We start from the raw sequence: 25,067 nt of genomic DNA, 5'->3' as shown, positions 1-25,067 counted from the left end.
TTTATATATTTTTAATGATGCATAATTGTTTTTAGTTACTATCCGAGAGATTAATTATATAAAATTAAATTTGAACTTTTGAAATTTTATTTAAATTTTTTGATTTTAAATTATTCTTAGCATAGTTTATTCTAGAAACTAAGAAAGAAGAAAATATACTGGCAATCATCTGAAGAATTTTATATTGTTCTTGTGCAGAAATAAAGCATGATGTATTCTTTTACTGAGGAGGATGAATTTATGAACCTTAGAGATTTGGAATATTTTTCGTACCTTTGCAAGACAAAAAATTTTACTAAAGCAGCGGAAATGCTTTATGTTTCTCAGCCATCTGTTACTATGGCTATAAAAGGAAAAAGAAATAAAAGAATTAATTGTAAATGATTAGACCTATAAGCATTTTATATGATATAATGGAACAAAAAAACACAGCTTAGAGATAAAAACACGATTCGGTTGGTAGTCCGAATGAATCTTAGGATTTAAGTAACCTGCCCTCCTGGGGTTGTCCGTTCTCTGTTTGAGCTTAAACAGGAGGAGAAAAATGGTAAAGTTAACAGTTTATTTTGAAGAGCCTTTTTGGGTAGGTGTATTTGAAAGTATAGACTTAGGATATATAAAAACTAGTAAGGTAGTTTTTGGCAAGGAACCTAAGGATTATGAGGTTTATGAATTCATTTTAAAGAGCTTTTATAAGCTTAAGTTTAGTGAGCCTGTAATCATTGATGAAAGTCGTGAAAAGTTGTTAAAGCCTAAAAAAATGAAAAAATTTATTTCAAGTATGCTGGAAAAAAAAGGTGTTGGAACTAAGGCTCAGCAAGCTATTAAGTTAGAACATGAGACAAGAAAATTAAAGAGAAAAATAAAGTCCAAAGAGATGAAGGAAAAAGGAAGAGAGCTTAAGTTCAATCTAAGGCAGGAAAAGAAAAAACAGAAAAAAAGAGGACATTAATTTTAGGCTATGTTTTTTGACATAGCCTAATGTATTAAGGTGATAAAAATGCAGATTAATAGATTGTTTGAAATAGTATATATGCTAATAGAGAAAAAAACAGTTACCGCCAGAGAGCTTTCGGAGCATTTTGAAGTTTCTCAGCGTACCATATACAGGGATATAGAAACTTTATGTATGTCTGGAATTCCAATATATACAAACAAAGGAAAAGGTGGAGGAATAGGCATACTACCTGAATTTGTACTTAACAAATCCTTGCTGTCGGATGAAGAACAAAAGGAAATATTGGCAGCGCTGCAGGGAGTAAATGCACTTGCTATATCTGATACGGAAAGGGTTATAGGTAAGCTGGCAGCCTTGTTCAATAAAAACAGCAGCAGCTGGATTGACATAGATTTTTCAAGATGGGGAAGTAATGAAGAGCAGAGAAATAAATTTAATACATTAAAAAATAGCGTCTTGGAGTCCAAAGTAGTTACCTTTGAATATTACAATTCTAATGGAGAAAAGTCTGAAAGGATAGTTGAAGCAATAAAGATTATATTTAAGGGACAAGATTGGTATTTATATGGCTATTGCAGATTAAAGAAAGATTTTAGAGTATTTAAAATAAATCGTATGCAAAAGTTGGTAGTCTTAGAGGAAGAATTCAATAGAGAGATCCCTAAGGATATTTGTAACATTATAAATTCAGATTATAAGGATCAGCCTGTAAAATTAACAGTGAAAATAGATAAAGTTATGGGACACAGGGTTTTTGATGAATTCAGAGATGAGGATATTAGAGAAAATGAAGATGGAAGCTTCATAGTAACAGCTGTTATACCTTGGGGACAGTGGATATATGGATATATAATGTCTTTTGGTGAATCAATAGAAGTGCTTGAACCTGAATACCTTAGAAAAGCAATAATAGACCAACACAAGAAGGCTCTGAAAAAGTATTTGTTTGAATTATAGATAGAACAAGCAATGATGATAAAACCATACATAATAGAGAAAGCCCAGCTCTATTATGTATGGTTTTTTTATTATTTAGGGCTTTCTTCCATGGGCTCTGAAAAAAATATACATAGGCAATTAAAGCCCTTATCAACATTCTTTTAAAACATAGTCAAAACGGAAAACGTATTCTTAACGCTTGTTGACAATATATTATATAAAAAGTAAAATTTAGAAGTATAAAACATATTTCTAAATTTAGGCAGGTGTAGTAAAAATGAAAAACTGGCAATTGCGTAATAAAATTATTGCAGCATTCATAATAGGTATTATAGTACCGTTAACTATTGTAGGATTTCTTTCTTATTTTATAACTTCGAGAATAGTTAAGCGAAACATTAACGATTATATATTGCAAACCTTGGAACAAGCAAATTCTAATCTGAATACAATCGTTGATGATGTAAATGATTTATCCTTATTTATTATCGGAGATGAGGATGTAAGAAATTTATTAAAGTATAGGGTAGATAATTATGACTCAGATTATATATTGAAAAATCGGGTTGGAAACTATTTTTTAAATTTATGTAATTCAAAGATTTATATAAGATCTATTAGTCTTATAGATAATGATGGGAAAGAATATCAGTATGGATCTCAGGTGGAAAATACAGATATTAATTTTATAAAAGAAAATACAGCAGAAGGGGGATCATACACAATAAGTCCTAATCTGGTACAAAACTATTTGGATGTAGGAGAAAAAACTGTGATTGCTTTTTCACGTCAGATTAACGACGTAAAAACCTTTAAAAAAATAGGCTTAGTGAGTATAGATATCGATCAAAATTATATAAATGGTATATATAAATATCTTAAACTTAGAAATACGGGTGAAATGGTTCTTATTAATAAGGATGGCAGTGTTATTTCATCTAATAGCATAGTGAAAGTGCCGAAAGATACTTTTAGCAAAGAAAATATGAAAATACTGTCTCAAAATACTGCTGGATACTTTCGGAAAGAAATTGAGGGAAAAGATATGCTAATAGCATACAATACTTCTAAAAAAACTGGATGGAAAATAGTACAGATTGTTCCTTATGACGATGTAATGAGAGATGGCATATATCTGCGTAATTTTACAATTATAATTGCAATAATTTTTTCCATAGTAGCAGTAATTGTATCTATTCGATTTGCTTCATACATCACAGGGTCATTATATAAACTTATTGATGCTATGGCAGAGGTTGAGAAAGGAAGGTTCGATCTCAAAGTAGAGGTTGAATTTGATGATGAGGTGGGCAAATTAGGAAAAGGCTTCAATCATATGATTAAAAAAATAGAGCAGCTTATTGATGAAGTATATAAAACAGAGATAAAGGAAAAAGAAGCTCAAATTAGCGCTCTTCAATCTAAAATAAATCCACATTTTCTATATAACACTTTGGATACTATTCACTGGATAGGGAGAATGGAGGAAGCTCCTAGAACAAGTGAAATGATTCAGGCACTTTCTGATTTATTTAGATTAAGTTTAGGAAAAGATGAATATATTATAAAGATTGAAGATGAAAAGGAGTATTTAAAAAACTATGTTCTAATTCAGAAAATTCGCTATGAAGATCAAGTAGATATCGAAATGGATATAGATTTGGATATTTATCAGTACTCTATAGTCAAAATGATACTGCAGCCTATAGTTGAGAATGCTTTAATTCATGGCATGGAAGATATGGAGAAAAAGGGCAGGATAAAAATTAGCGGATACAAAGAGGGGGAAAATATAATTTTTTGCATAACGGATAACGGGAGAGGAATGGATGAAAGTGTTGTTAATCAAATACTAGATGAAGAAAATAAAAAGACAAAGGGATTAGGAATAAAAAATGTTGATGATAGAATTAAACTTTATTTTGGTAAAAAATATGGCTTGGATATAAAAAGCCAAATTAATAAAGGAACAGTGGTGCAAATAACAATTCCTGCTATAAAAATTAATGATATGGGGGGAAATAAGAATGAAAGTGTTAATTGTGGATGACGAGAAATTTATTCGCAAGGGGCTAATAACTACAGTGAATTGGAATAAGGTTGGAATCGAAGCTGTAGAAGAAGCAGAAAATGGGAAAAAAGCTATAGAAATAATACAAGATTTTACACCCAATATTATTTTATCGGATATAAAAATGCCATTTTTTGATGGTTTGCAGCTTTCCAAATATGTATATGAGAATTTTCCTAAAATAAAAATTATTTTACTAAGTGGTTATGATGAATTTAGTTATGCGCAGCAAGCTATTAGATATGGAGTGATGGATTATCTTCTTAAGCCTATAAAGGAAGAAAAGCTTATAGAAACTATACAGGCAGTGAAAGGCGTAATTATTGAAGAGGAGAGACGAGAAAAGGAGATTTTATCTATTAAGGAAAAGTTAAATGCAAGTTTATCAATTAGCAGAGAATATTATTTGAAAAATTTAATGTATGGCAGTGAAACAGATTTTGAAAATGTAAAAAAGGAATTTGAATGCCTCAATATATCCTTTAAACCTGAAAATATTGTTGTCATGGTAATTAAGTTTAAATATAAAGAAAATGAAATATCAATAATAAACTTTGCCAAAATAAAGGATGAAATACAACGAATCATAAGTAAGGACTTCGATTTTGAATATGTACATATATTTGGCAAGAACGCTGCGATAATAATTCATAAACCAGAAAACTTTGATGAAGTTGAGTTTATGAAGATGATAAAAGAGAAAGCAGATAAGCTTGTTAAGCTATTAAAGGTTTCTTTAAATATTTCAGTTTGTATAGGCATAGGAAGTTTCCAAAATTCAATAGAAAAAATAAAGCACTCCTTTGATGAAGCTATAGTTCTTACCCAATATTCACAGTCAAATGAAGGAACAGGAGTAGCTTCAAGTACGGATATAACTAAAAATGATATTGGAATTCAGAAAAAACTATTTAAACTTGAAGAGGATGTGGAATTATGGATGAGAACAGGAAATATAGAACCTGTTTACCAGATGTTGGATAATATCGCTGAACAGGTTAGACCTGCTGTTAAAGAAGAATTAGAGTGTTATAAAAGATTATGTATAGAGTTGATTATAAAAATGAATAAAGTTATGGACGAATTCCATATAGATAATGGGATTTTTATTACTGATGAATTGTATGCACAGCTGTTGGATATGAGAAACCTTATGGATATAAGAGAATATATGCTTGTAGAATTGAAACGCTATGAGGAGTTATTAAATAAATTCAAGAAGGATAACAGCAACAAAAAATTAATTCAAAAGTCTATACAATATATGAAGGAACATTATAAAGAAGATTTAGCAGTAATTTCAGTTGCTAAGGAGGTAGGACTCAGTCCTAATTATTTTAGCCACTTATTCAAACAAGAAATTGGGAAAAGTTTCGTAAATGTAATGAATGAATATAAAATAGAGAAGGCAAAGCAGCTGTTAGCTCAAGGAGAACTTAAGATATACGAAGTTGCAGATTCTTTGGGATTTAGTGATTACAGATATTTTACTCAAATATTTAAAAAATACGTAGGCTGTACTCCTAAGGAATATATGAATATAGCTATTTAAAAGAAATTTATACATAATCGTATTTTTTTCTCATTACGGAAATTTAATACAATTGCTATACTTAGATTGTAAAAACGTTTTCTTTTGCGTTTTTCAACATATTATAGGAGGGGTTTATTATGTATAAAACGATTAAAAAATTAGTGGGGGTTGCACTTATCAGTTCCATGATAGCTTGTGGATTTGCAGGGTGCTCTAAATCTGGAAATGACAACAAGGGTGATGGGAAAACAGTAAACTTAACCTACTGGCATATATTCGTTGGAGCAGATTCTCATACTGAATACATGAAGAAATTACTAGATCAGTTTGAAAAAGATAATCCTAACATTAAAATTGAAGAGCAGGGAATTCCTAATGATCAGTATAAAACAAAGCTGCAGACGCAAGCAGCAGCAAAACAACTTCCAGATATGTTTATTAACTGGGCTGGTGCTTTGACTCAACAGTTTCAACAGGCAGGTTTGATTACAGATATAACGGATCTTCTCGATAAAAATCAAGATTGGAAAAATGGCTTTGTCAAAGGCTGCTACGATGATTATACAATAGATGGCAAAGTTTATTCTTTACCAGTTGAATTAGGGTTTACTTCAGTAGTTTATTATAACAAGGCTTTATTCGATAAATATAATCTGCAATTTCCTAAAAACTTTGATGAATTAGTAAGTGATGTAGCAGTATTTAAGAAAAATAATGTTATTCCTATAAGTATGGGGGATAAAGCTCCATGGCTAGCACAATCTTGTATTATGAGCAGTTTAGGCGATCATATGACAGGAACTGATTGGACAAAGAGTGTGGCAGCTAATAAAGGTGCAAAATTTACAGATCCTGAATTTATTAATGGACTAAAGAAATTAAAGCAGCTTGTGGATATTGGTGCATTTAATGAAGATTTTAATACTATTGATGCCACTCAGCAATTAGATAATTTTTGTGCTGGAAAGGCTGCAATGGTAATCGATGGAACATGGGCAGTAGGTGACATCGCAAAAAAAGCTGGTGACGATATGGTGAAAAACTTTGAAGTAGCTTCAATCCCAGGTTTTACTGATGGCAAGGGAGATCAGACTACTATGTCTGGAGCTACAGGTATAGGCTTAGAACTAAATTCAAATCTTACAGCAGAAAAGAAAGCAGCAGCAGAAAAGTTTATTCAGTATATTTTAAGTAAGAGCTCTTTTGAAACAGCTGTAAATAATAGCATAATTGTACCATATGATGTAACCCCTGATGAAAGCAAATTGAATCCACTTTTCGTAAAGTTATTGAAGTTAACTAAAGAGCATACAATGTCTCCAGTATATGATGGTATTTTCGGTGCCCAAACTGCAGATGCAATGAATACTGGTTTGCAGAGCATGATGATTGGACAGGTTAAGCCAGAAGATCTTGCAAAACAAATTCAAGATACAGTAGGAAGTAAATGATTTAACAGAAAATGAAGTAGAAGGATATGTTTTAAATCAGTGTTTTAGCTAAACACTGATTTAAAACAGAACCTAATAAAAAGAAAGGAATGATTTTGTGGATATAATCAGAAGAAATAAAAAATATATTATTGCAGGCTTAGGTCCCGCTTTAATTATTTATATGCTGTTTGTTATAATTCCGATTTTCAGATCATTTTATTATGGATTTATGGATTGGAATGGAATTGGAGTAGCAAAATATATAGGACTTGAAAATTTTAAACAAATTCTAGTTGATCCTTATTTCTGGAAATCATTTAAAAACAATATCTATGTAGTTATAGCATCAATACTTGGACAAATTCCTATTGCTCTTGTACTTGCGATTATTTTAAGTAGAAAACTTAAAGGCGTAAAGTTCTTTAGGACAGTATATTTTCTTCCTATGGTAGTTTCAACTGTTGTAGTAGCTTTACTCTGGTCAAATATTTTTAATTCCCAAATAGGTATTTTAAATAATTTTTTAAAATTTATAGGACTCAAAAGTTTAGCTCAAAATTGGCTTGGAAATCCAAAGATTGCAATATTTTCAGCGTGCATACCAATTATTTGGCAGTTTGTTGGCTTATACTTTATTATTTTTCTTGCAGCAATACAAAATATTTCTGAATCTTTATTTGAAGCTGCTGAAATTGACGGAGCTACAGAAACACAAAAGTTTATGTCTATAACTTTCCCAATGCTATGGGATACAATTAAAGTAGCTGTGGTTTTATGTATATCAGGAAGTATGAAAGCTTTTGACTTAATTTATGTTATGACTGGCGGTGGACCGGGACGTTCTACAGAACTAATGGCTATTTATATGTACAATAAGACCTTTACTGTTTATAAATATGGCTATGGAAGCGCAGTTTCTCTTGTTATTTTTGTAATTAGCTTATTCTTTATATTATTGAGTCAAAAATTAATGAAAACCAAGGATGTAGTTTAAAGGAGGGTGGGAATTATGCAAAATAATATAACTCATAAAAATATAGATAAAGAAAATGAAAGAAGTAGAATAAAAAATAAAATTGTAAAATTACTTATGTATGCTGTTTTAATAATATTTGGAGTACTTAATATCTATCCTTTAATATGGATGCTTTTTACTTCATTTAGGACAAATCGGGAAATTTCAAGAAGTACTTTTGCACTACCTACTGAATTACATTTTGAAAACTATGTACATGCATGGAAAACTGCAAATATTGGAGAGTATTTTATAAATAGTGTAATCGTAGCTGTAATTTCTATCATAATCACCATATTTATAGGTGCAATGGCGGCCTATGTCCTAGCAAAGTTTAAATTTAAATCAAGCGGATTTATATATGCACTTTTTATTTTTGGTATGATAATACCGGTGCATGCTTTATTGGTGCCTTTATTTATTCAAATGAGATCATTGGGTTTGCTGAATACTAGATGGGCGTTAATAATGCCTTATATAGCTTTTGGATTTCCCATAACTGTATTTATTTTAGTGTCTTTTATGAAGGCTTTTCCTGATGATATTGAAGAAGCAGCAGTAATTGATGGCTGCGGAATACCAAGGCTTTTTCTTCAGATTATTCTTCCTATGACTAGGCCAGCAATTGCAACGGTTACTGTATTAAATTTCCTTACTAATTGGAATGAATTTTCTTTTGCATTAGTGCTCATATCTAACGAAAAATTAAAAACTCTCCCTATAGGACTTGTTAATTTCGTAGGTGGATATTCCAGTGATTATTCTCAGATGATGGCTGCCATGGTAATAGCGGTAGTACCTACTATAATATTATATATATTCTTACAAGAATATATAATTAAAGGTATGACTCAAGGTGCAGTAAAAGATTAAAAAAGCTGCCGCATCAGTGAAATTGCATGATATAATAAAATAAAAATATTCACTTAAGGATTTGATACTTATGAAAAAAATAATTGGACTTAGGACTGTAAAAACTGCAGTTGGAGCAAGTATATCAATTATAATAGCCGAATTTTTTGGCTTAAAATATGCAGCAGCGGCTGGAGTTATAACTATACTGAGTCTTCAAAATACTAAAAAAGCATCTATAACTATAGCTTTTCAAAGAATTTGTTCCACAGTGCTGGCGTTATTTATAAGTTCTATTTTATTTGTAATTTTGGGATATAACGCTGTTACCTTCGGAGTATACCTTATTATTTTTATTCCAGCCGCTGTATATCTTAAGCTTACAGATGGTATTGTGGTGAGTTCGGTTTTGGTTACTCATTTGTTAGTAGAAAAATCCATAGCTCTCTTCTGGATGAAAAATGAAATGCTGCTTATGGCTATAGGAGCTGGGAGTGCAATATTATTAAATTTTTATATGCCAAACACAGAGAAAAAAATAAAGAATATACAAAAGGAAATAGAGGAATTAATAAAAAAAATACTGCTTAATATGGCCTATACTCTAAGAAACAAGGCTGTTAATATAGAAGAAGAAAAAATGTTTCGAAATCTAGAAGATAAGCTTAGAGAGGGCAGTGAACTAGCTTATAGAAATGTTAATAATTATATATTAAATGATGCAAAATATTATCTTAAGTATATGGAAATGAGGAAGCTTCAGTTTGATATATTAAAATATATGAGAAAACATTTTACTAAATTTTATATGACCTTTGATCAAACTGAGCTGGTAGCTAATGTAACAGAAAAAATAGCAGCTGAGCTTCAGGAATATAATAGAGGATATGCCTTGATAGAGGAATTAAATAAGCTGCTGAAGGAATTTAAGCTGCAAGGACTTCCAAAGACTAGAGAAGAATTTGAAAATAGAGCCATGCTTTATCAGTTCTTAAATGACTTAGAGTATTTTTTAGAGATAAAAATTAATTTTGCAGAGGATATGCTAGAAAAAGACAGTGACAAAGCATAGCATATATGATAGAATTTACGTGAAATAAATAAAAATTAATAATCTGTGCTAGGGGGGCTGATGTATGTCAGCTGAGATAGGGGACGGTATCCCTTGACTCTTACACCTGAACTGGTTAAGACCAGCGTAGGGAAGCAATGGTGTTTAAAAAATGCAGCTTCTGGCTGCATTTTTCATTAATATAACCTTTTGTTAAAAATAGAGCTGAGAATAAACAAAGCTCCCCTTCACAGATTTGATGAGGGGGATTTTTTATGCACAAAAACAGTAGAATATTTACAGCACTTACTATAGCAGGTTCAGATAGCTGCGGAGGAGCAGGAATACAGGCTGATTTAAAGTCTTTTTCAGCAAATGGGGTTTTTGGCATGAGCGTTATTACAGCTATAACAGCTCAAAATACTCAAGGCGTGTTTGCGATTCAAGATATAACTGCGGATATGATAGAGAAGCAAATTGAAGTGATTTTTGATGATATAAAAGTTGATGCTATAAAAATAGGAATGGTATCTAAGATAGAATCAATTAAAGCAATAAGCAATTCTCTGAGAAAAATAGAGAATTTGCCTCCAGTGGTTTTGGATCCTGTGATGGTATCAAAAAGTGGATTTAAACTTCTTTCGGAAGACGCAAAGGAAACATTGATAAAAGAACTATTTCCTTTAGCAAAGCTTATAACTCCTAATTTGCCAGAGGCAGAAGAAATTTTAAATTTAAAAATAGAAAACATACAGAAAATGAAGAAAGCTGCCGAGGAATTAAAAAAATTAGGACCTAAAAATATATTGGTTAAAGGTGGGCATCTTGAAGATGCGGCTACAGATATATTTTTCGATGGAATAGATTTTATAAGCTTTAAGCAAGAGAGAATAAATACTAAAAATACCCATGGAACTGGATGCACTCTTTCTTCAGCTATAGCCGCAAACCTAGCTAAGGGAATGAATATTAAAACAGCGGTTACTGAAGGAAAAAAATATATAACTATGGCTATAGAGCATAGCATTGAATTAGGAAAGGGAGTAGGTCCAACTAATCATTTTTATGACTTATACAGAAAGGCGGGCATGTTAAATGAATAAAAAAATAGGATTTTTTAATATGACAGCTCTTTGGTTTGGAGCGGCCATATCCTTATCTGAAATGATGACTGGAGGACTTTTAACAGATGCTGGATTCAAAAAAGCTGTTATGGGCATATTGATTGGTCATGCAATAGGTGCGGCTATATTAGCCGCTGGAGCATATATAGGAGCTAGTTCAAAGCTTGCCGCTATGGAATCTACTTCTAGATCCTTTGGAAAGCTTGGAACAAAATTATTTGCATCTCTAAATGTGATTCAGCTTATAGGATGGACCACAATTATGATAATAGTTGGGGCAAGAGCCTTTGGGGATGTGAGCAATGGATATTTTGGTATCCAAACTAATCTGGTTTGGGTATTTGTTATTGGAGCTTTGGTATTTTTGTGGATCTTTATGGGCATGAATGGAATGAAATATATAAATACAGGAGCAGTAATTCTTTTGCTTTTTATGACCTTGGTTATGACCATTCAAATTTTTACTGGAAAAAGCGATATAATTAATGCTGGAGGAAAGGGCATGAGTTTAGGAAGTATAATAGAACTCAACGTATTGATGCCTTTATCTTGGCTTCCATTAGCTGGCGATTATACTAGATTTGGTACCAGTAGAAAATTTTCAACTTTAGGATGCTTTTTAGGATATTTTATAGGAAGTTCCTGGATGTATATTGCAGGAGTAGCTTCAAGTTTGGTTACTGGGGACAGCGATCCTACTAAGATATTTACTACTATGCATTTTGGAATAGTTGCGCTTTTGATAATACTTTTGTCAACTATTACAACTACTTTTATGGATGCTTATTCAGCAGGGGTAAGTATTATCAATGTGAGTGATAAAATAGATGAAAAATTAGCTGCGTTATTCATTACGGTGGCAGCTACATTAATGGCTTTATTTTTCCCTATGGAGCAGTATGAAAACTTTTTATATTTTATAGGGTCTGTATTTGCTCCGCTTTTTTCAATAGTTTTTGCAGATTATTTTATATTTAAAAAATATTCTTCAGAGGATAATAAAATATTTAAAATAGATTTGCTGGCAATAGTTTTCTGGGTACTCGGAGTGATTTTGTATTATGAAATAAAAGATATGGACATATTCCTTGGAGTAACAGTTCCAGTTATGCTTGTTACTGCTGCAGTGTACTCTTTATTTAGGGTAATATTAAAAAGAAAGTTTGAAAAACAAATATAAAAATATTTTAAATATATCATTTATCAAAAAAACTCTGCATATCTTTATAATGATAAACTGTTTGTTCATTGAAGGAGGTATGCTATGAGTTTTAAAGATATTATACAAAGTGACAGAAGCAACAGAAATCATGGCAAATTTGAAGGAAGCTTTCTGGAATACCTAGATATAGTAAAAGATAATCTAGACTTAGTTAAGCTTGCTCATAAAAGAATGTATGATATCATCATGGAAAGTGGCTTTGAGATAATAAAACCTGAGGAAAATCCGAGGATTAAAAAGATATACGGAAACGACATAATAAAGAAATATAATTTTTTTAAGGAAGACTTTTTTGGAATAGATAAGATACTTATGAAAATAATGAATTACCTGTATTCGGCATCTATGAGAGGTGAGGAGTCGAGGCAGGTTTTATATCTAGTAGGACCAGTAGGAGCAGGCAAATCTTCCTTAGTGGAGGCTCTTAAAAAAGCTTTGGAACTAAGCGAACCTGTATATACCTTAAAAGGATGTCCTATGCATGAAGAACCGCTTCATCTCATTCCAAAACATCTCAGAAAAGATTTTGAGCAATTGCTTGGAGTAGAGATTGAAGGAGACCTTTGCCCAGCCTGCAAATACAGATTGCTGCATGAATTTAATGGTGAATATGAGAATTTTCCAGTTACCACTACTTCTTTTTCCATTAGATCAAGAAAAGGAATTGGCGTGGTGCCGCCTGTAGATCCCAATAATCAGGATACCTCAGTGCTTACAGGTTCTGTAGATATTTCTAAAATGGATATGTATTCAGAGGACGATCCTCGTATATTTTCATTAAATGGAGCTTTTAATGTAGGCAACAGAGGAATGGTTGAATTCATAGAAGTATTTAAAAATGATGTGGAGTATTTGCACACCATAATAACTGCAACTCAAGAGAAATCAATACCTTCGCCAGGAAAGGGCTCCATGATATATTTTGATGGAATCATTGTAGCTCACTCCAACGAAGCTGAATGGAATAGATTTAAGTCTGACCATACTAATGAAGCTATACTAGATAGAATAGTGAAAGTAGAAGTACCTTACTGTACGGAATTAAATGAAGAAATAAAAATATATGAAAAAATATTAAAAAAGAGTAATTTCAAGGCTCATATAGCTCCTCATACTTTGGAGATAGCAGCTATTTTTGCTATACTTTCACGTTTAAAACCTTCCAATAAGGTTGATCCGCTGACAAAACTTAAAATTTATAACGGGGAAGAAATAGTGGAGAAAGGTACTACTAAAAAGATAGATATTATGGAACTCAAAGAGGAAGCAGGGCTTGATGAAGGTATGAATGGTATTTCCACTAGATTTATAATCAAGGCTATTGACAATGCGATATCAAATTCTGAGTACGATTGTATAAATCCAATAAGCATGATGGAAAGTATAATTAAATCTGTGAAGGAGCTTGATATATCTGAAGATGACAAGAAGCGATATATGGGATTTATTCAGGATACTATAAGGAAGCAGTACAATAAAACCTTGGAAAAAGAAATAACCAAAGCATTTATACACAGTTATAGAGAGCAGGCGGAAACCTTATTTAATAATTATATAGATAATGCGGAAGCCTTTGTGAATAAAACAAAGTTAAAGGATAAATCAACAGGAGAAGAGCTTCAGGCAGATGAAGCTTTTATGAGATCTATAGAAGAGCAAATAGGAGTTTCTGAAAGTTCTGCTAAAGGCTTTAGAAGTGATGTTACCTCCTATATGTTTTATGTGGTAAGAAATGGAGGAAATATAAATTTTGCTACTTACGAGCCACTAAAAGAAGCTATTGAAAAGAAGCTGACTAATTCAGTTAAGGAGCTTTCTAGAGTAATAACTAAATCCAGGGTTAGAGATAAGGACCAAGATAAAAAATATAATGCCATGGTGGAGGAAATGAAATCCTATGGTTATTGTGACAAGTGCTGCGATGTTATTTTGAAATATGCAGCTAACAATTCGTGGAAGGATTAATTCATGGCAATATTTAGAGATTACAGAACTTCACCAATAGAAAATGATAGAGCTGTGGAGGATATAAGAAGGCACAGACAATTGGTGGAAAAATCTATAAAAGAAAATCTTGGAGATATTATATCTGAAGAAAGCATAATCGGGCAAAGTAAAGATAAAAAAATTAAAATACCCATAAGGGGAATAAAAGAATATCAATTTATATATGGTAAAAACATGCCTGGAGTTGGCAGCGGAGACGGTTCTGAGGAAAGAGGGCAGGTAATCGGCAAGGAAGATGAAAAATCAGGTACAGGGAATATGGGAGCCGGCAATGCTGAAGGAGAAGACGTGTATGAGACTGAGATTACATTAGAAGATGTATTAAATTATCTCATTGAAGACTTGGAACTTCCCGAGATGAATAAAAAGAAGCTTTCAAATATGCTTGTAGTTAGCGGAATAAAAAAGTATGGTTATCAGAAGCATGGAATTAAACCAAGGCTTGCAAAGCGAAGGACTGTAGTTGAGAAAATAAAAAGAACTCAAGGAAAAAAAAGAATACTTAAAGAAGAAAATCAAGAGGAACCCTTAGAAAGGGTTCCCTTTAAGGAAGATGACTTAAGATATTATAGAATAAAAAAGACCTTTAAGAAAGAATGTAATGCGGCTATATTGTGCATAATGGATATCTCTGGATCCATGGATGCTACCAAAAAGTATTTGGCTAGGTCTTTTTTCTTTATTTTGTCTCAATTCATAAAAAGAAAGTACAATAACGTCGAAGTAGCCTTTGTTTCTCACACTACCACTGCAAAGGAAGTTAATGAAATGGAATTCTTTCATAAGGTGGAATCTGGCGGAACATATATTTCCAGCGGACTTAATAAAGCCTTAGAAATAATAGAAAAAAGATTTAATCCGTCTTACTGGAATGTATATGCCTTTTATGTTAGCGATGGAGACAATTGGACCGGTGATGATGAACCCACTATAGAGGCAGCCAAACAGTTATGCGAAAAGTGCAATATGTTTGGATATGCAGAAATAATGGGTGGTTACTATTTCAGCAATTCTATAAAAAGTAAGCTAGAAAAGGAAGTAAAAGCGAAAAATTTTGTGCCTGTAGAGATAAAGCAGAAGCAGGATCTATGGGAAGCTTTAAAAGAAATGCTGCGTAAGGAACAAGTGGGGTGAATTCATTGCAACATGAGTACGGATTTAAGGATTTAGAAAGATGGAATGAGACTATTGAAGCCATAGCTAAAGATATGGGACTGGATTATTATGATCAGGAATTTGAAATGGTAAGCTATAAGGATATGCTGGCTAATGAGGCGTATTTAGGTATGCCTTCAAGATATCCTCATTGGAGTTTCGGAAAGGCCTACGAAAAAAACAGCACCATATATAAATATAATTTAACAGGTCTCCCTTACGAAATGGTAATAAATTCTGATCCCTGCATCGCTTATCTGATGCAGGAAAATACTTTGCTTTTGCAGATACTTACCATGGCGCATGTGTATGGTCATAATGATTTCTTTAAGAATAATAGAATGTTTAAGGAAAGAACTAAAGCAGATTACACAGTAGAAATGTTCAAAACTCACTCGCAGATAGTCAGAGGATATATAAACGATCCAAGTATAGGATATGAGAATGTAGAAAGAGTGTTGGATTCTGCACATGCTATAAAGCTTCAAATCTCTAGAGTGGCAGATAAGAATAGATTAGACGACAATGTGCTAAGAAATAGAATTATTGAAAAATATGCTAAAGAAAATGAAAATTATGATATATTAGGTCAAAAGAAAAAAACAGAATTACCTGATTTGAATAAGATACCCTTAGAGCCGGAAGAGGACATTTTGTATTTTATCATAAAATATGGCGAGCTTATGGATTGGGAAAAAAATCTATTGCAAATTGTAAGGAAGGAAACAGAATATTTTATACCTCAAATAGAGACAAAGATAATGAATGAAGGATGGGCAAGTTTTTTTCATTACAATATTCTAAAAAAATTAAATTTAGAAGAGGGGCTATATTTCGAGTTCGTAAAAAGGCATAATGACGTAATAGCTCCTGGATTTGGCTCCATAAATCCATATTTTATTGGATTTAAAATGCTGGAGGATATAGAAAGAAGATATGGCAGAGAAAAGCTATTTGAAGTGAGAGCACTGGAAAGGGATGAATCCTTTATTAGAAAATATTTAACTCAAGAATTATGCTATGAGTTAAATTTATTTCAATACGCTAATGATAAAGGAAGCTATGTGATAAAGGAAGTTTCAGATGAGGAAGGTTGGAAAAATATAAGGAATACCTTAAGCAGTTCCTGCGGCATGGGCTCAATACCAGTAATAAGAATAATGGATATGTCCAAAAAAGACGGCACACTTTATATGGAACATGTTTATGATGGAAGAGAACTTAATATGGATTATGCTAAGGCTACATTAAAGCATGTATTTAAGCTTTGGGGACATAATGTTATATTAAGAACTAAGCAATCAGAAAAAAATGTAGAATTGTCCTGTGAAAATGGAGATAGGGTTACAATAAAATAAATATTTAGGAGCTGTCTCAAAAAGATTATTTATTTTAAGACATTAAGCTAAGGTTCGTAAGGTACAATTTAAAGTAAGAAGTAAGAAGTAAGAAGTAAGAAGTAAGAGGTAAAAATTAATAGTTATTGAGGAAATCGTCTCTTTATGAGTCGATTTCTTTTGTTTGCTCTCCAATATTTTTACTCATTAACTTGTCCTTATCTATTTCTCTTTAAAATAACTTTATATTCATTGTGAGACAGCTGCTTTTATATATCGTATATACTATAATATTGTGTATATTGACTAGTTAATTTAAATATGAAATAATTAGTAAAATGTTTATGTGAATTATTGTAAGGTGGTATTTGGGTGAAAAAGGATTGTCATAAAGGTGAAAAAACAAGAAAAAATAAAATAGTAAAAAAGGTTTTAATTATGCTTTTGTTTTTTTTGTTATTTAATGCAGTAACATTTCCTATTTACACATTCTATGGTCCCTTTAAAAAAGTAAGAAATATGCTGGTAGGGTTATCAATGGCTACGGGAAATCATCAATATATTGCCAAGTTTTTCTTTAGTGAAAAAGAAATACAGGAGATAATTAAAGAGAATAATAATAAATTAAATTCTGAATCTAATGCAGATAGCAGCGAATCTAAAGCAACTGAAGCGCAAGTGGATATAAAATATACGGATAGCAACATAGAAAGAATCGATATAAGCAACAATAAATTTGATGGAATAGCTTTAATAGTAAAGGATCCCAGCAAGTTAAAAATAGGATATTCAGACAAATTAGGAGAAGTTGGACAAACTGTGACTCAGATGGCTAAAAGATATAATGCATCTGCAGCAATAAATGGGGGCGGTTATTCAGATGTTTCACCTACTGGCAGGACTGGAGGCGTTGGTGGAGTTCCACTGGGAATAATCATATCTGATGGGAATGTGATATTTCCGACCGAAAAGCAAGATTACTATAAAAGCGAAACCTGTGTATTTTATATAGATCCTAATAATGAAGCTCATGTTGGACCAGCTAATGTAAGTGAGCTTATAAAAAAGAATGTAAGACAAGCTATATCTTTTGATCCATCATTGGTAGTTGATGGCAAAGCTTATATATCCGAGACTTCCTTAACGGGACTTAATCCTAGAACTGCTATAGGGCAGAGAAAAGATAAAAGTATAATACTTCTAGCTATAGATGGGAGAAGAGGCATCAAACTAGGTGCAGATTTAAAGGATGTACAAAAAGTAATGATGGATTTAGGTGCAAATAATGCTATGTGTCTTGATGGAGGCGGATCTACGGCTATGTATTATGAAGGAGAGGTAATAAATCATCCATCGAATGTAACTGGCGAGAGGTTCATACCAGATATAATATATGTTCAGCCTTAGGAGGAAAATCATGAGAAAAGCTTTTAATACAATAATTATTATAGCTATCATAGTCTTAATTTCTCTTGGAATGCAAACAGCGGCTTTATACTATGTGAATAATTACTATTTAGCAGATAATACAAAGATACAGTATAAGCAGGTTGTAAAAAATAACGCTAAATCTAACAAAATTCAAATAACAGTTGAAGGTGCCGCATCAAATTTTAAATTATCGCCTAGCGGAAAGTACTGCTTTTATTATGCAAATGATAAATTAAATGTTGTTAATCTAGAAGATGGAAGTAAAAACACTGTACAACTAGATAATCCTTTGGAAAGCTATTTTATTAAATGGCATGATACAGAAGATTCTATTGTAATCATAAGCAATATAGCAAAAGATAATGCTATAAAGGTGTATAAATATGAAGCTGAGGGAAAAAATTTGCAGCAAGCATTAGATTATAATAATAAGGCAAGAGAATATGAATTATATTCAAGCGATTCTAGAGTGATAGACATGCAGCTTAATATAATGAATACCATAATTTATCTCAACACAGCCGATGATGAAAAAAATAATACTTTAATGAGGCTTGATATTTCTGATGGAATAAGCAAACTGCCTATAAATACAAGCTCTATTGGAAAATTTTTTGTAGTTAAGCAGAAGGATGAGATAGTTTATGAAAATACGGTAAATAATAAAATTTATATATATAACGGATATGCAAGCAATCCTTTGAATTTAGATAAGAGTAAAAAATTTAAGCTTTTATATGTAGATGAGAATGATGCTGTGTACCTTGGACAAATTGGAAATGATAACAAAATAAATACCATTTTAAAGAGCAATCTGAATACTGATTCCAAAGATTATCAATGGCAAAGCATTTCTCTAAATTCATACATAGACGAAGAAAATATTTTTATAGCTCCTTCTGGTGAAATCTATGAGGTGAACAGTGAAAAAAATCAGGTTGCAGATATAGCTCAGAACAAGAATATTTCATATGTGGGCCAGTTTTTAGATATGAATGAGGAGGAAGTGATATCAGTAAAGAATAATCAAGTAAATATAGTGAAATTTTAGTATGCTGCCTTATAAATTATACAATTAAAGTTAGTTTTAATCGTACTATAAAGCCTAAAATAAATGTGGTAATAATTTGATGAATAATGTAGAATGTAAGTATGATAGCTAATTTCAGAGAAAATAAAAATATACTTTGTAAGGAGGGCATTTATGAAGCTAAAAGGCAAAATTATTTCTGCATTTACTATTGTTTTGATTTCGTTTTCACTTATTATGTTTTTTCTAGTATTTAAGAGTATAAACAGCATGGTAAACGATAGTTTTAAAAGTGATGCCATGAATAATGCCAAGATTGGATATAATCTCATCGATATCAAATATCCTGGGGAATGGAAAATAGATTCTGGCAAGTTGTATAAGGGTGATACTCTAATAAATGATAATTTTGATGTTGTGGATCAAATAAAAAAAGATACAGATTACTTATCTACTATATTTATGAATGACACGCGAGTGTCCACCAGTGTAGTATCGGAGGATGGAAAAAGGGCTATAGGGACTAAAGCATCTGCAGAAGTAATTAACACAGTGCTTAAACAAGGAAAAGAATACAGCGGAAGTGCTGTAGTTGCAGGGAAAAATGTAGTTACCTATTATATGCCCATTAAAGATTCTGCTGGGAATATAGTGGGCATGTGGTTTACTGGAGTTGAAGTCAGCAAGGTGACTGCTAAAATAAATAGTATGCTTTTAAATATAGCTATAGGAGCTATAGCGGTGCTTATCATAGGAATAATTATTTCTGTAATAATTTCCAGAAGTATAGCAAAACCTCTTGCTGGTGCGGTGAAACATCTATCGGTTATTTCTAAAGGGGATTTTACAATGGAGGCACCTTCAAAGCTTAAGGCAAGGAAAGATGAAGTTGGACAAATAGTTAGAGCCATTGATGAGCTTCAGATATCCCTTAAAAATTTAATAAATAATATAATTCACGAAAGTACAAACATAGGAGAAGCTGTAATCAGCACAAATGAGAGCGTATTTGAACTTAATGGTAATATAGAACAAGTTTCTGCAACTACTGAAGAGCTTTCTGCCAGTATGGAAGAAACTGCAGCTTCATCAGAGGAGATGGCAGCTACTTCTCAAGAAATCGATAGAGCTATCCAAGGCATAGCAAAAAAATCTCAAGAAGGCGCTGAGGAAGCAGCTAAAATTAGCGAGAGAGCTGAAAAAACAAGAACATCTGTGAAAGAAGCTCAGCAGAAATCTATTAAAATTTTAGATGAAACGCGAAATGATGTATTAGAGGCTATGGAAGCGGCTAAAGTAGCAGAAGATATAAAATTCCTTTCTGAAACCATAATGGGTATTACAGATCAAACAAACTTGCTTGCATTAAATGCAGCTATAGAAGCATCTAGAGCTGGGGAAGCTGGAAAGGGATTTGCGGTTGTAGCCGACGAAATTAGAAAATTGGCGGAGCAGTCAAAAGACACTGTGGTTAAGATACAAGATATAACTAGTAAGGTAACTGAAGGTGTGAAAAGATTATCCTTGAGTGCTGATAAAATGCTTGTTTATTTATCAAATGATGTGAACAATGATTATAAGAAAATGATTAATCTTACGGATGCTTACAGCAATGACTCTAAATTCATGGATGAGCTTGTTACAGATTTTAGTTCCGCTTCCCAGCAGCTATCGGCATCAATACAGGAAGTTTTAAAAACTATCGATGGTGTTGCACAGGCTTCTGAAGAATCAGCTGAAGGTACTGTGGAGATTGCTGATAAAATTTCTAAAGTAAGTGAGAAGTGCAGTGAAGTTTTAACACAAGCCACATTGACTAAAGAAAGTTCAGAGACATTAAAAAATGAAATTAGTAAATTTAAAATATAGATAACTATTGACTTAATTTTCTAAAAATAATATAATTTTATTGTCATGTAAAGCTATTATGTATGTGAAAGGAGATGTGTTTTAATGAAAGTTTTAGTAAAGGTGATTTTCATTTAAAACTAAATATAGGCATAATGAAATCTATGTTAGTCTTTTGAGCTGATAGGATTTTGTATGCAATGTATTTGTAGCCTTTTATCACATACTGCATTTAAAGCTGGGAGTATAATTTCCCGCAGAGGGCAGCTCGTTTTGGGGTTGCTTTCTGCGGGATTTTTATGCTCTTTTTGTCTTAAAGAAAATATTAATTAGGAAGGAGAGATGTTTTATGATAAATATATATTTTCAGTTAGATAGACATTTATTAAAATTGGAGGAATTGGATGAATAATAATAAATTACAGGAATATGGTTATGATGACTTTTTTAAAAGTCAACTAAAAGAATTAGGTATAGATGAAGAGGAATTTTCAATAGCTAGAGTGTTGGAGGTTCAGAAGGACAGATATAAGATACTAACAGAATCAGAGGAGAAATGGGCAGTATTAAAGGCTTCTATTTTCTACGATAACAGCAGCGAGATATATCCAGCCGTAGGAGATTTTACAATTATTAAAAATAATGAATTTGGTGATGATGTTATATATCATGTTCTTAATAGAAAAAGTAAATTTTCTAGATTAGATAGTTTTCATGGAAAAGAACAGGTAGTAGCAGCTAATTTTGACTACGTATTTATAATGACTTCCTTGAATTATGATTTCAATGTAAAGCGAATTGAAAGATATTTAACTGCAGCGTGGGAAAGCGGTGGAATGCCTGTACTTGTTCTGACTAAAGTTGATTTATATCCAGATTATTCGGAACAAAAATCTCAGCTTCAAGAGATTGCTCCGGGAGTAGATTTGATAGCCATAAGTTCTCATACCGGAGAAGGAATCTCAGAATTAAAAAAATATATTTCTCCTAAGAAGACAATTGTATTCTTAGGATCATCAGGTGTAGGAAAATCATCTCTTGTAAATGCACTTTTAGGAGAAGATAAAATGCTTGTAAATTCTGTGCGTGAAGATGACAGTAAAGGAAGGCATACCACCACCTTTAGACAGCTTTTAAAGCTTGAAGATGGAGGCATGATAATGGATACTCCTGGTATGAGAGAGCTTGGAATGTGGGATGTATCAAAAGGGATTAGTATAACTTTTTCTGATATAGAAATTTTTTCTGAAAAATGCAAGTTTAGAAACTGCAAGCATGAGAGTGAACCTGGATGTGCTGTTAGAGCAGCCTTGGAATCAGGAGAATTATCCGAAGATAGATGGAAAAATTATAATAAACTTAAAAGAGAAGCTGCTTTTGCTGAAAAAAAAGAAATGCTTAATACGAGAATGAAAAATAAAGCTCTGGAAAAGAGCATGAATAAGTTTCACAGAAAATAGTGCATGTTTTAAAGCAAAGTCCGAGAATAAAATTTTGGGAAAGTAAAATGTGATTTTTAATTTCATGAATAAATGGGAGAATTATCATTAAATTCATATTAAAAAACCATATTTACCTAATTGATTCGCAATAAAAACTTTGATTTATAAATAATATCTGTTTATTCGTTGATAAACAGATATTATTTTGCATTAAAACAATAAATATTTTGATATTGCAATAATAAATAACGTTTACACATATAAAAATAAGAAATAATTCATTATATATATTTTCGAATTGTTAAAATACATTTAGCGTTGTATTATATTAATAATTAAACAAGAAAATTTAGATAAGCGTAAATATTACATAAGTTTATGTGAATGGAACATTTAGGGGAGTTTCATAGCATGAAGAAAAATATATGATTTATGTGATTTTACCTAAATAAAAAGGGGGAAATTTAAATGGTAAAGAAAAAAATAGCTGTAGTTATGACATTAGCATTAATGGTTACAGCGGTGGCTACAGGATGCAAAGCTAAGGGAAGCTCATCAGATGTAATAAAAATAGGCGTAGTTACACCTCTTACAGGCTCAGTAGCAGCATATGGTAAATCTGCTCAAAAGGGTCTCAACTTGCTTCAAGATGAGGTAAATAATGGTGGAGGAATAAATGGTAAAAAAGTTCAGTTTGTTTATGAGGATGATGAAGCTAAAGCTCAATCAGCTGTAAATGCTGGAAATAAACTTATAAATGATGAAAAGGTAGTGGCTATCGTTGGACCTCTTACTAGTACAAGTGCAAATGCTTTAGCACCTATCGCTCAGCAAAATAAAATACCAATGGTTACTGGTACTGCCACTAACGCAAAAGTAACTCAGGCTGGAGATTATATTTTTAGAACTTGTTTTATAGATCCTTTCCAAGGAAAAGTTCTTGCAAATTTTGCAACAGGTACTGACTTAAAGGCTAAAACAGCAGCAGTATTGTATAACAATGGGGATGCATATTCAAAAGGACTTGCAGATACATTCGTAGAATCCTTTAAGGCTAATGGCGGAACTATAGTTTCAACCAAAACTTACAATACAAATGATACTGATTTTAGTGCACAGCTTACAGAAATAAAGGGAACAAATCCTGATGTTATACTGTTGCCAGATTATTATGGTACTGTAGGTATGATTGCTAAACAAGCTAGACAGCTTGGAATAAAATCAACTTTCTTAGGTGGAGATGGTTGGGATTCAGCTGATTTGTTCAAGATCGGAAAAGAATATGTTGAGGGATCCTATATTTCAGACCACTACTCATCAAGCGATACCTCTGATGAAGTTAAAACATTTATAGACAGCTTTAAGAAAAAATACAATAATGAAGTTCCAGATTCAATGGCTGCTCTTAACTATGATGCAGGTAAAGTATTGATTCAGTCTATTCAGAAAGCAGGAAAAACAGACTCTGAAAGCATAAAAAATGCTTTGAAAGCATATGACGGTACTGTTGTATCAGGTCACATAACTTTCGATAAAAATAGAGATGCTGTTAAAGCCGCTGTTGTATTAAAGGTAACAAATGGAGATTACCAGTTCGTTAAAAAAGTAAATCCTTAGTAATTTAAATTCATACAGGTTTAAGCGCCTGTATGAATTTATAATTTATTATTACTTATACCTAGTGAAAATCTTATATGTAGAAAGCAAGAATGGGGGAAAAAATATGGATATATTACAGCAGGTTATAAATGGACTTGCTTTAGGAAGTGTATATGCAATTATAGCACTAGGCTATACCATGGTTTATGGTATAATAGGACTTATAAATTTTGCTCATGGGGACATATATATGATGGGAGCTTATTTTGGCTTTTTTGCATCTACCAGCTTTGGTTTGCCTTTTATACCAACATTAATTGTTGCGATGATTGGTTGTGCAATACTTGGTATGCTAATAGAAAAAATAGCATACAAGCCACTTAGAAATTCCCCTAAAATATCTCTTCTTATAACTGCTATAGCAGTATCTTTATTGTTAGAAAACGGCAGCAGATTGGATATGATTTTTGGACCTAACTTTAGAAATTATCCATCAAATTTATTACCAGCTAAAGAAATTCCAATAGTTGGCTCGCTAAAAATAAATTCTATATATCTTATTATAATATTTGTATGTATAATACTTGCTTCATTACTTCAATTTGTAGTATATAAAACAAAGGTTGGCAAAGCCATGAGAGCTGCTTCTCAGGATAAGGATGCAGCTGAGCTTATGGGCATAAATGTAAACAACATTATCTCTGTAACTTTTGCTATAGGATCTGCATTAGCAGGAGCAGCAGGAGTTTTGGTTGGTATTTTATATTCTACCATCAATCCTTACATGGGAATAATGCCTGGATTAAAAGCCTTTGTAGCTGCGGTTCTAGGTGGTATAGGTATAATACCTGGCGCTATGTTTGGAGGAATAATAATGGGAATTGCTGAAACCTTCACTAAAGCATCGCCGCTTAGCAGCTATTCTGATGCTATTGCATTTGTAATACTTATCATAATATTACTTATAAAGCCTTCAGGAATCCTGGGCAAAAAAGTAAATGAGAAAGTGTAGGTGACAG

Annotated in this window: 20 protein-coding genes and 1 riboswitch; all 20 genes read left to right on the top strand. The window is 32.1% G+C overall.

Annotated features, from left to right (window positions below):
• Positions 1-240: 240 nt before the first annotated feature.
• The 20 genes from IAI10_RS08695 (at position 241) to IAI10_RS08600 (ending at position 25,060) form a co-directional block, all read left to right on the top strand.
• Positions 241-384, top strand: a complete 144-nt coding sequence (locus IAI10_RS08695) for a LysR family transcriptional regulator (protein ID WP_315672912.1) — start codon at positions 241-243, stop codon at positions 382-384.
• A 160-nt stretch (positions 385-544) separates the two neighbouring features.
• Complete coding sequence (locus IAI10_RS08690; protein WP_315672911.1) at positions 545-952, top strand: YjdF family protein; 408 nt, start codon at positions 545-547, stop codon at positions 950-952.
• Between the two features lie 48 nt (positions 953-1,000).
• Positions 1,001-1,915 (top strand): YafY family protein, encoded by a 915-nt coding sequence (locus IAI10_RS08685; protein WP_315672910.1) that lies wholly within the window; start codon positions 1,001-1,003, stop codon positions 1,913-1,915.
• Between the two features lie 259 nt (positions 1,916-2,174).
• Positions 2,175-3,947 (top strand): sensor histidine kinase, encoded by a 1,773-nt coding sequence (locus IAI10_RS08680; protein WP_315672909.1) that lies wholly within the window; start codon positions 2,175-2,177, stop codon positions 3,945-3,947.
• Positions 3,925-5,520, top strand: a complete 1,596-nt coding sequence (locus IAI10_RS08675) for a response regulator (protein WP_315672908.1) — start codon at positions 3,925-3,927, stop codon at positions 5,518-5,520. Before IAI10_RS08680 ends, IAI10_RS08675 begins: the two co-directional genes overlap by 23 nt.
• Positions 5,521-5,639: 119 nt before the next feature.
• Positions 5,640-6,953, top strand: a complete 1,314-nt coding sequence (locus IAI10_RS08670) for an extracellular solute-binding protein (protein WP_315672907.1) — start codon at positions 5,640-5,642, stop codon at positions 6,951-6,953.
• Positions 6,954-7,050: 97 nt separating this feature from the next.
• Complete coding sequence (locus tag IAI10_RS08665; RefSeq protein ID WP_315672906.1) at positions 7,051-7,929, top strand: sugar ABC transporter permease; 879 nt, start codon at positions 7,051-7,053, stop codon at positions 7,927-7,929.
• 15 nt (positions 7,930-7,944) lie between these two features.
• Positions 7,945-8,823, top strand: coding sequence for a carbohydrate ABC transporter permease (locus IAI10_RS08660; protein ID WP_315672905.1), 879 nt, complete (start codon positions 7,945-7,947; stop codon positions 8,821-8,823).
• Positions 8,824-8,893: 70 nt separating this feature from the next.
• Entirely contained in the window at positions 8,894-9,874 is a 981-nt protein-coding gene (locus IAI10_RS08655; RefSeq protein WP_315672904.1) for an aromatic acid exporter family protein, read from the top strand.
• Positions 9,875-9,914: 40 nt separating this feature from the next.
• A riboswitch (TPP riboswitch) is annotated at positions 9,915-10,024 on the top strand.
• 122 nt (positions 10,025-10,146) lie between these two features.
• Positions 10,147-10,956, top strand: coding sequence for a bifunctional hydroxymethylpyrimidine kinase/phosphomethylpyrimidine kinase (gene thiD, locus IAI10_RS08650; protein WP_315672916.1), 810 nt, complete (start codon positions 10,147-10,149; stop codon positions 10,954-10,956).
• A complete protein-coding gene (cytX, locus tag IAI10_RS08645) occupies positions 10,949-12,157 on the top strand; it encodes a putative hydroxymethylpyrimidine transporter CytX (protein WP_315672903.1) in 1,209 nt (402 codons plus the stop codon). The genes thiD and cytX overlap by 8 nt, the downstream gene beginning before the upstream one ends.
• An 84-nt stretch (positions 12,158-12,241) precedes the next feature.
• On the top strand, positions 12,242-14,164 hold the full coding sequence (locus IAI10_RS08640) for a PrkA family serine protein kinase (protein WP_315672902.1): 1,923 nt from the start codon (positions 12,242-12,244) through the stop codon (positions 14,162-14,164).
• Between the two features lie 3 nt (positions 14,165-14,167).
• On the top strand, positions 14,168-15,340 hold the full coding sequence (yhbH, locus tag IAI10_RS08635) for a sporulation protein YhbH (protein ID WP_315672901.1): 1,173 nt from the start codon (positions 14,168-14,170) through the stop codon (positions 15,338-15,340).
• Entirely contained in the window at positions 15,337-16,719 is a 1,383-nt protein-coding gene (locus IAI10_RS08630; RefSeq protein ID WP_315672900.1) for a SpoVR family protein, read from the top strand. The genes yhbH and IAI10_RS08630 overlap by 4 nt, the downstream gene beginning before the upstream one ends.
• A gap of 351 nt (positions 16,720-17,070) precedes the next feature.
• Positions 17,071-18,105: a phosphodiester glycosidase family protein gene (locus IAI10_RS08625; protein WP_315672899.1), complete on the top strand. Its 1,035-nt coding sequence runs from the start codon at positions 17,071-17,073 to the stop codon at positions 18,103-18,105.
• Positions 18,106-18,115: 10 nt separating this feature from the next.
• Positions 18,116-19,180: a hypothetical protein gene (locus tag IAI10_RS08620; protein ID WP_315672898.1), complete on the top strand. Its 1,065-nt coding sequence runs from the start codon at positions 18,116-18,118 to the stop codon at positions 19,178-19,180.
• Positions 19,181-19,333: 153 nt separating this feature from the next.
• On the top strand, positions 19,334-21,028 hold the full coding sequence (locus IAI10_RS08615; protein ID WP_315672897.1) for a methyl-accepting chemotaxis protein: 1,695 nt from the start codon (positions 19,334-19,336) through the stop codon (positions 21,026-21,028).
• 383 nt (positions 21,029-21,411) lie between these two features.
• Positions 21,412-22,467, top strand: coding sequence for a ribosome small subunit-dependent GTPase A (gene rsgA, locus IAI10_RS08610; RefSeq protein WP_315672896.1), 1,056 nt, complete (start codon positions 21,412-21,414; stop codon positions 22,465-22,467).
• Positions 22,468-22,917: 450 nt separating this feature from the next.
• Complete coding sequence (locus tag IAI10_RS08605) at positions 22,918-24,066, top strand: ABC transporter substrate-binding protein (RefSeq protein ID WP_315672895.1); 1,149 nt, start codon at positions 22,918-22,920, stop codon at positions 24,064-24,066.
• A gap of 106 nt (positions 24,067-24,172) precedes the next feature.
• A complete protein-coding gene (locus IAI10_RS08600; RefSeq protein WP_315672894.1) occupies positions 24,173-25,060 on the top strand; it encodes a branched-chain amino acid ABC transporter permease in 888 nt (295 codons plus the stop codon).
• The last annotated feature ends 7 nt before the right edge of the window (positions 25,061-25,067 follow it).

Origin of the sequence: Clostridium sp. 19966, assembly GCF_032335695.1 — a bacterium.
Taxonomy (GTDB): Bacteria; Bacillota; Clostridia; order Clostridiales; family Clostridiaceae; genus JACTOJ01.
The sequence above is the reverse complement of the archived record's forward strand: the minus strand, read 5'-3'. Positions and strand labels throughout refer to the sequence as shown.

Coding starts and splice junctions, on each gene's coding strand:
- IAI10_RS08605 (WP_315672895.1), top strand. CDS start 22,918: ATGGTAAAGAAAAAAATAGCTGTAGTTATGACATTAGCATTAATGGTT.
- IAI10_RS08685 (WP_315672910.1), top strand. CDS start 1,001: ATGCAGATTAATAGATTGTTTGAAATAGTATATATGCTAATAGAGAAA.
- IAI10_RS08690 (WP_315672911.1), top strand. CDS start 545: ATGGTAAAGTTAACAGTTTATTTTGAAGAGCCTTTTTGGGTAGGTGTA.
- rsgA (WP_315672896.1), top strand. CDS start 21,412: ATGAATAATAATAAATTACAGGAATATGGTTATGATGACTTTTTTAAA.
- yhbH (WP_315672901.1), top strand. CDS start 14,168: ATGGCAATATTTAGAGATTACAGAACTTCACCAATAGAAAATGATAGA.
- IAI10_RS08670 (WP_315672907.1), top strand. CDS start 5,640: ATGTATAAAACGATTAAAAAATTAGTGGGGGTTGCACTTATCAGTTCC.
- IAI10_RS08615 (WP_315672897.1), top strand. CDS start 19,334: ATGAAGCTAAAAGGCAAAATTATTTCTGCATTTACTATTGTTTTGATT.
- IAI10_RS08620 (WP_315672898.1), top strand. CDS start 18,116: ATGAGAAAAGCTTTTAATACAATAATTATTATAGCTATCATAGTCTTA.
- IAI10_RS08655 (WP_315672904.1), top strand. CDS start 8,894: ATGAAAAAAATAATTGGACTTAGGACTGTAAAAACTGCAGTTGGAGCA.
- IAI10_RS08660 (WP_315672905.1), top strand. CDS start 7,945: ATGCAAAATAATATAACTCATAAAAATATAGATAAAGAAAATGAAAGA.
- IAI10_RS08640 (WP_315672902.1), top strand. CDS start 12,242: ATGAGTTTTAAAGATATTATACAAAGTGACAGAAGCAACAGAAATCAT.
- IAI10_RS08600 (WP_315672894.1), top strand. CDS start 24,173: ATGGATATATTACAGCAGGTTATAAATGGACTTGCTTTAGGAAGTGTA.
- IAI10_RS08680 (WP_315672909.1), top strand. CDS start 2,175: ATGAAAAACTGGCAATTGCGTAATAAAATTATTGCAGCATTCATAATA.
- IAI10_RS08695 (WP_315672912.1), top strand. CDS start 241: ATGAACCTTAGAGATTTGGAATATTTTTCGTACCTTTGCAAGACAAAA.
- cytX (WP_315672903.1), top strand. CDS start 10,949: ATGAATAAAAAAATAGGATTTTTTAATATGACAGCTCTTTGGTTTGGA.
- IAI10_RS08675 (WP_315672908.1), top strand. CDS start 3,925: ATGAAAGTGTTAATTGTGGATGACGAGAAATTTATTCGCAAGGGGCTA.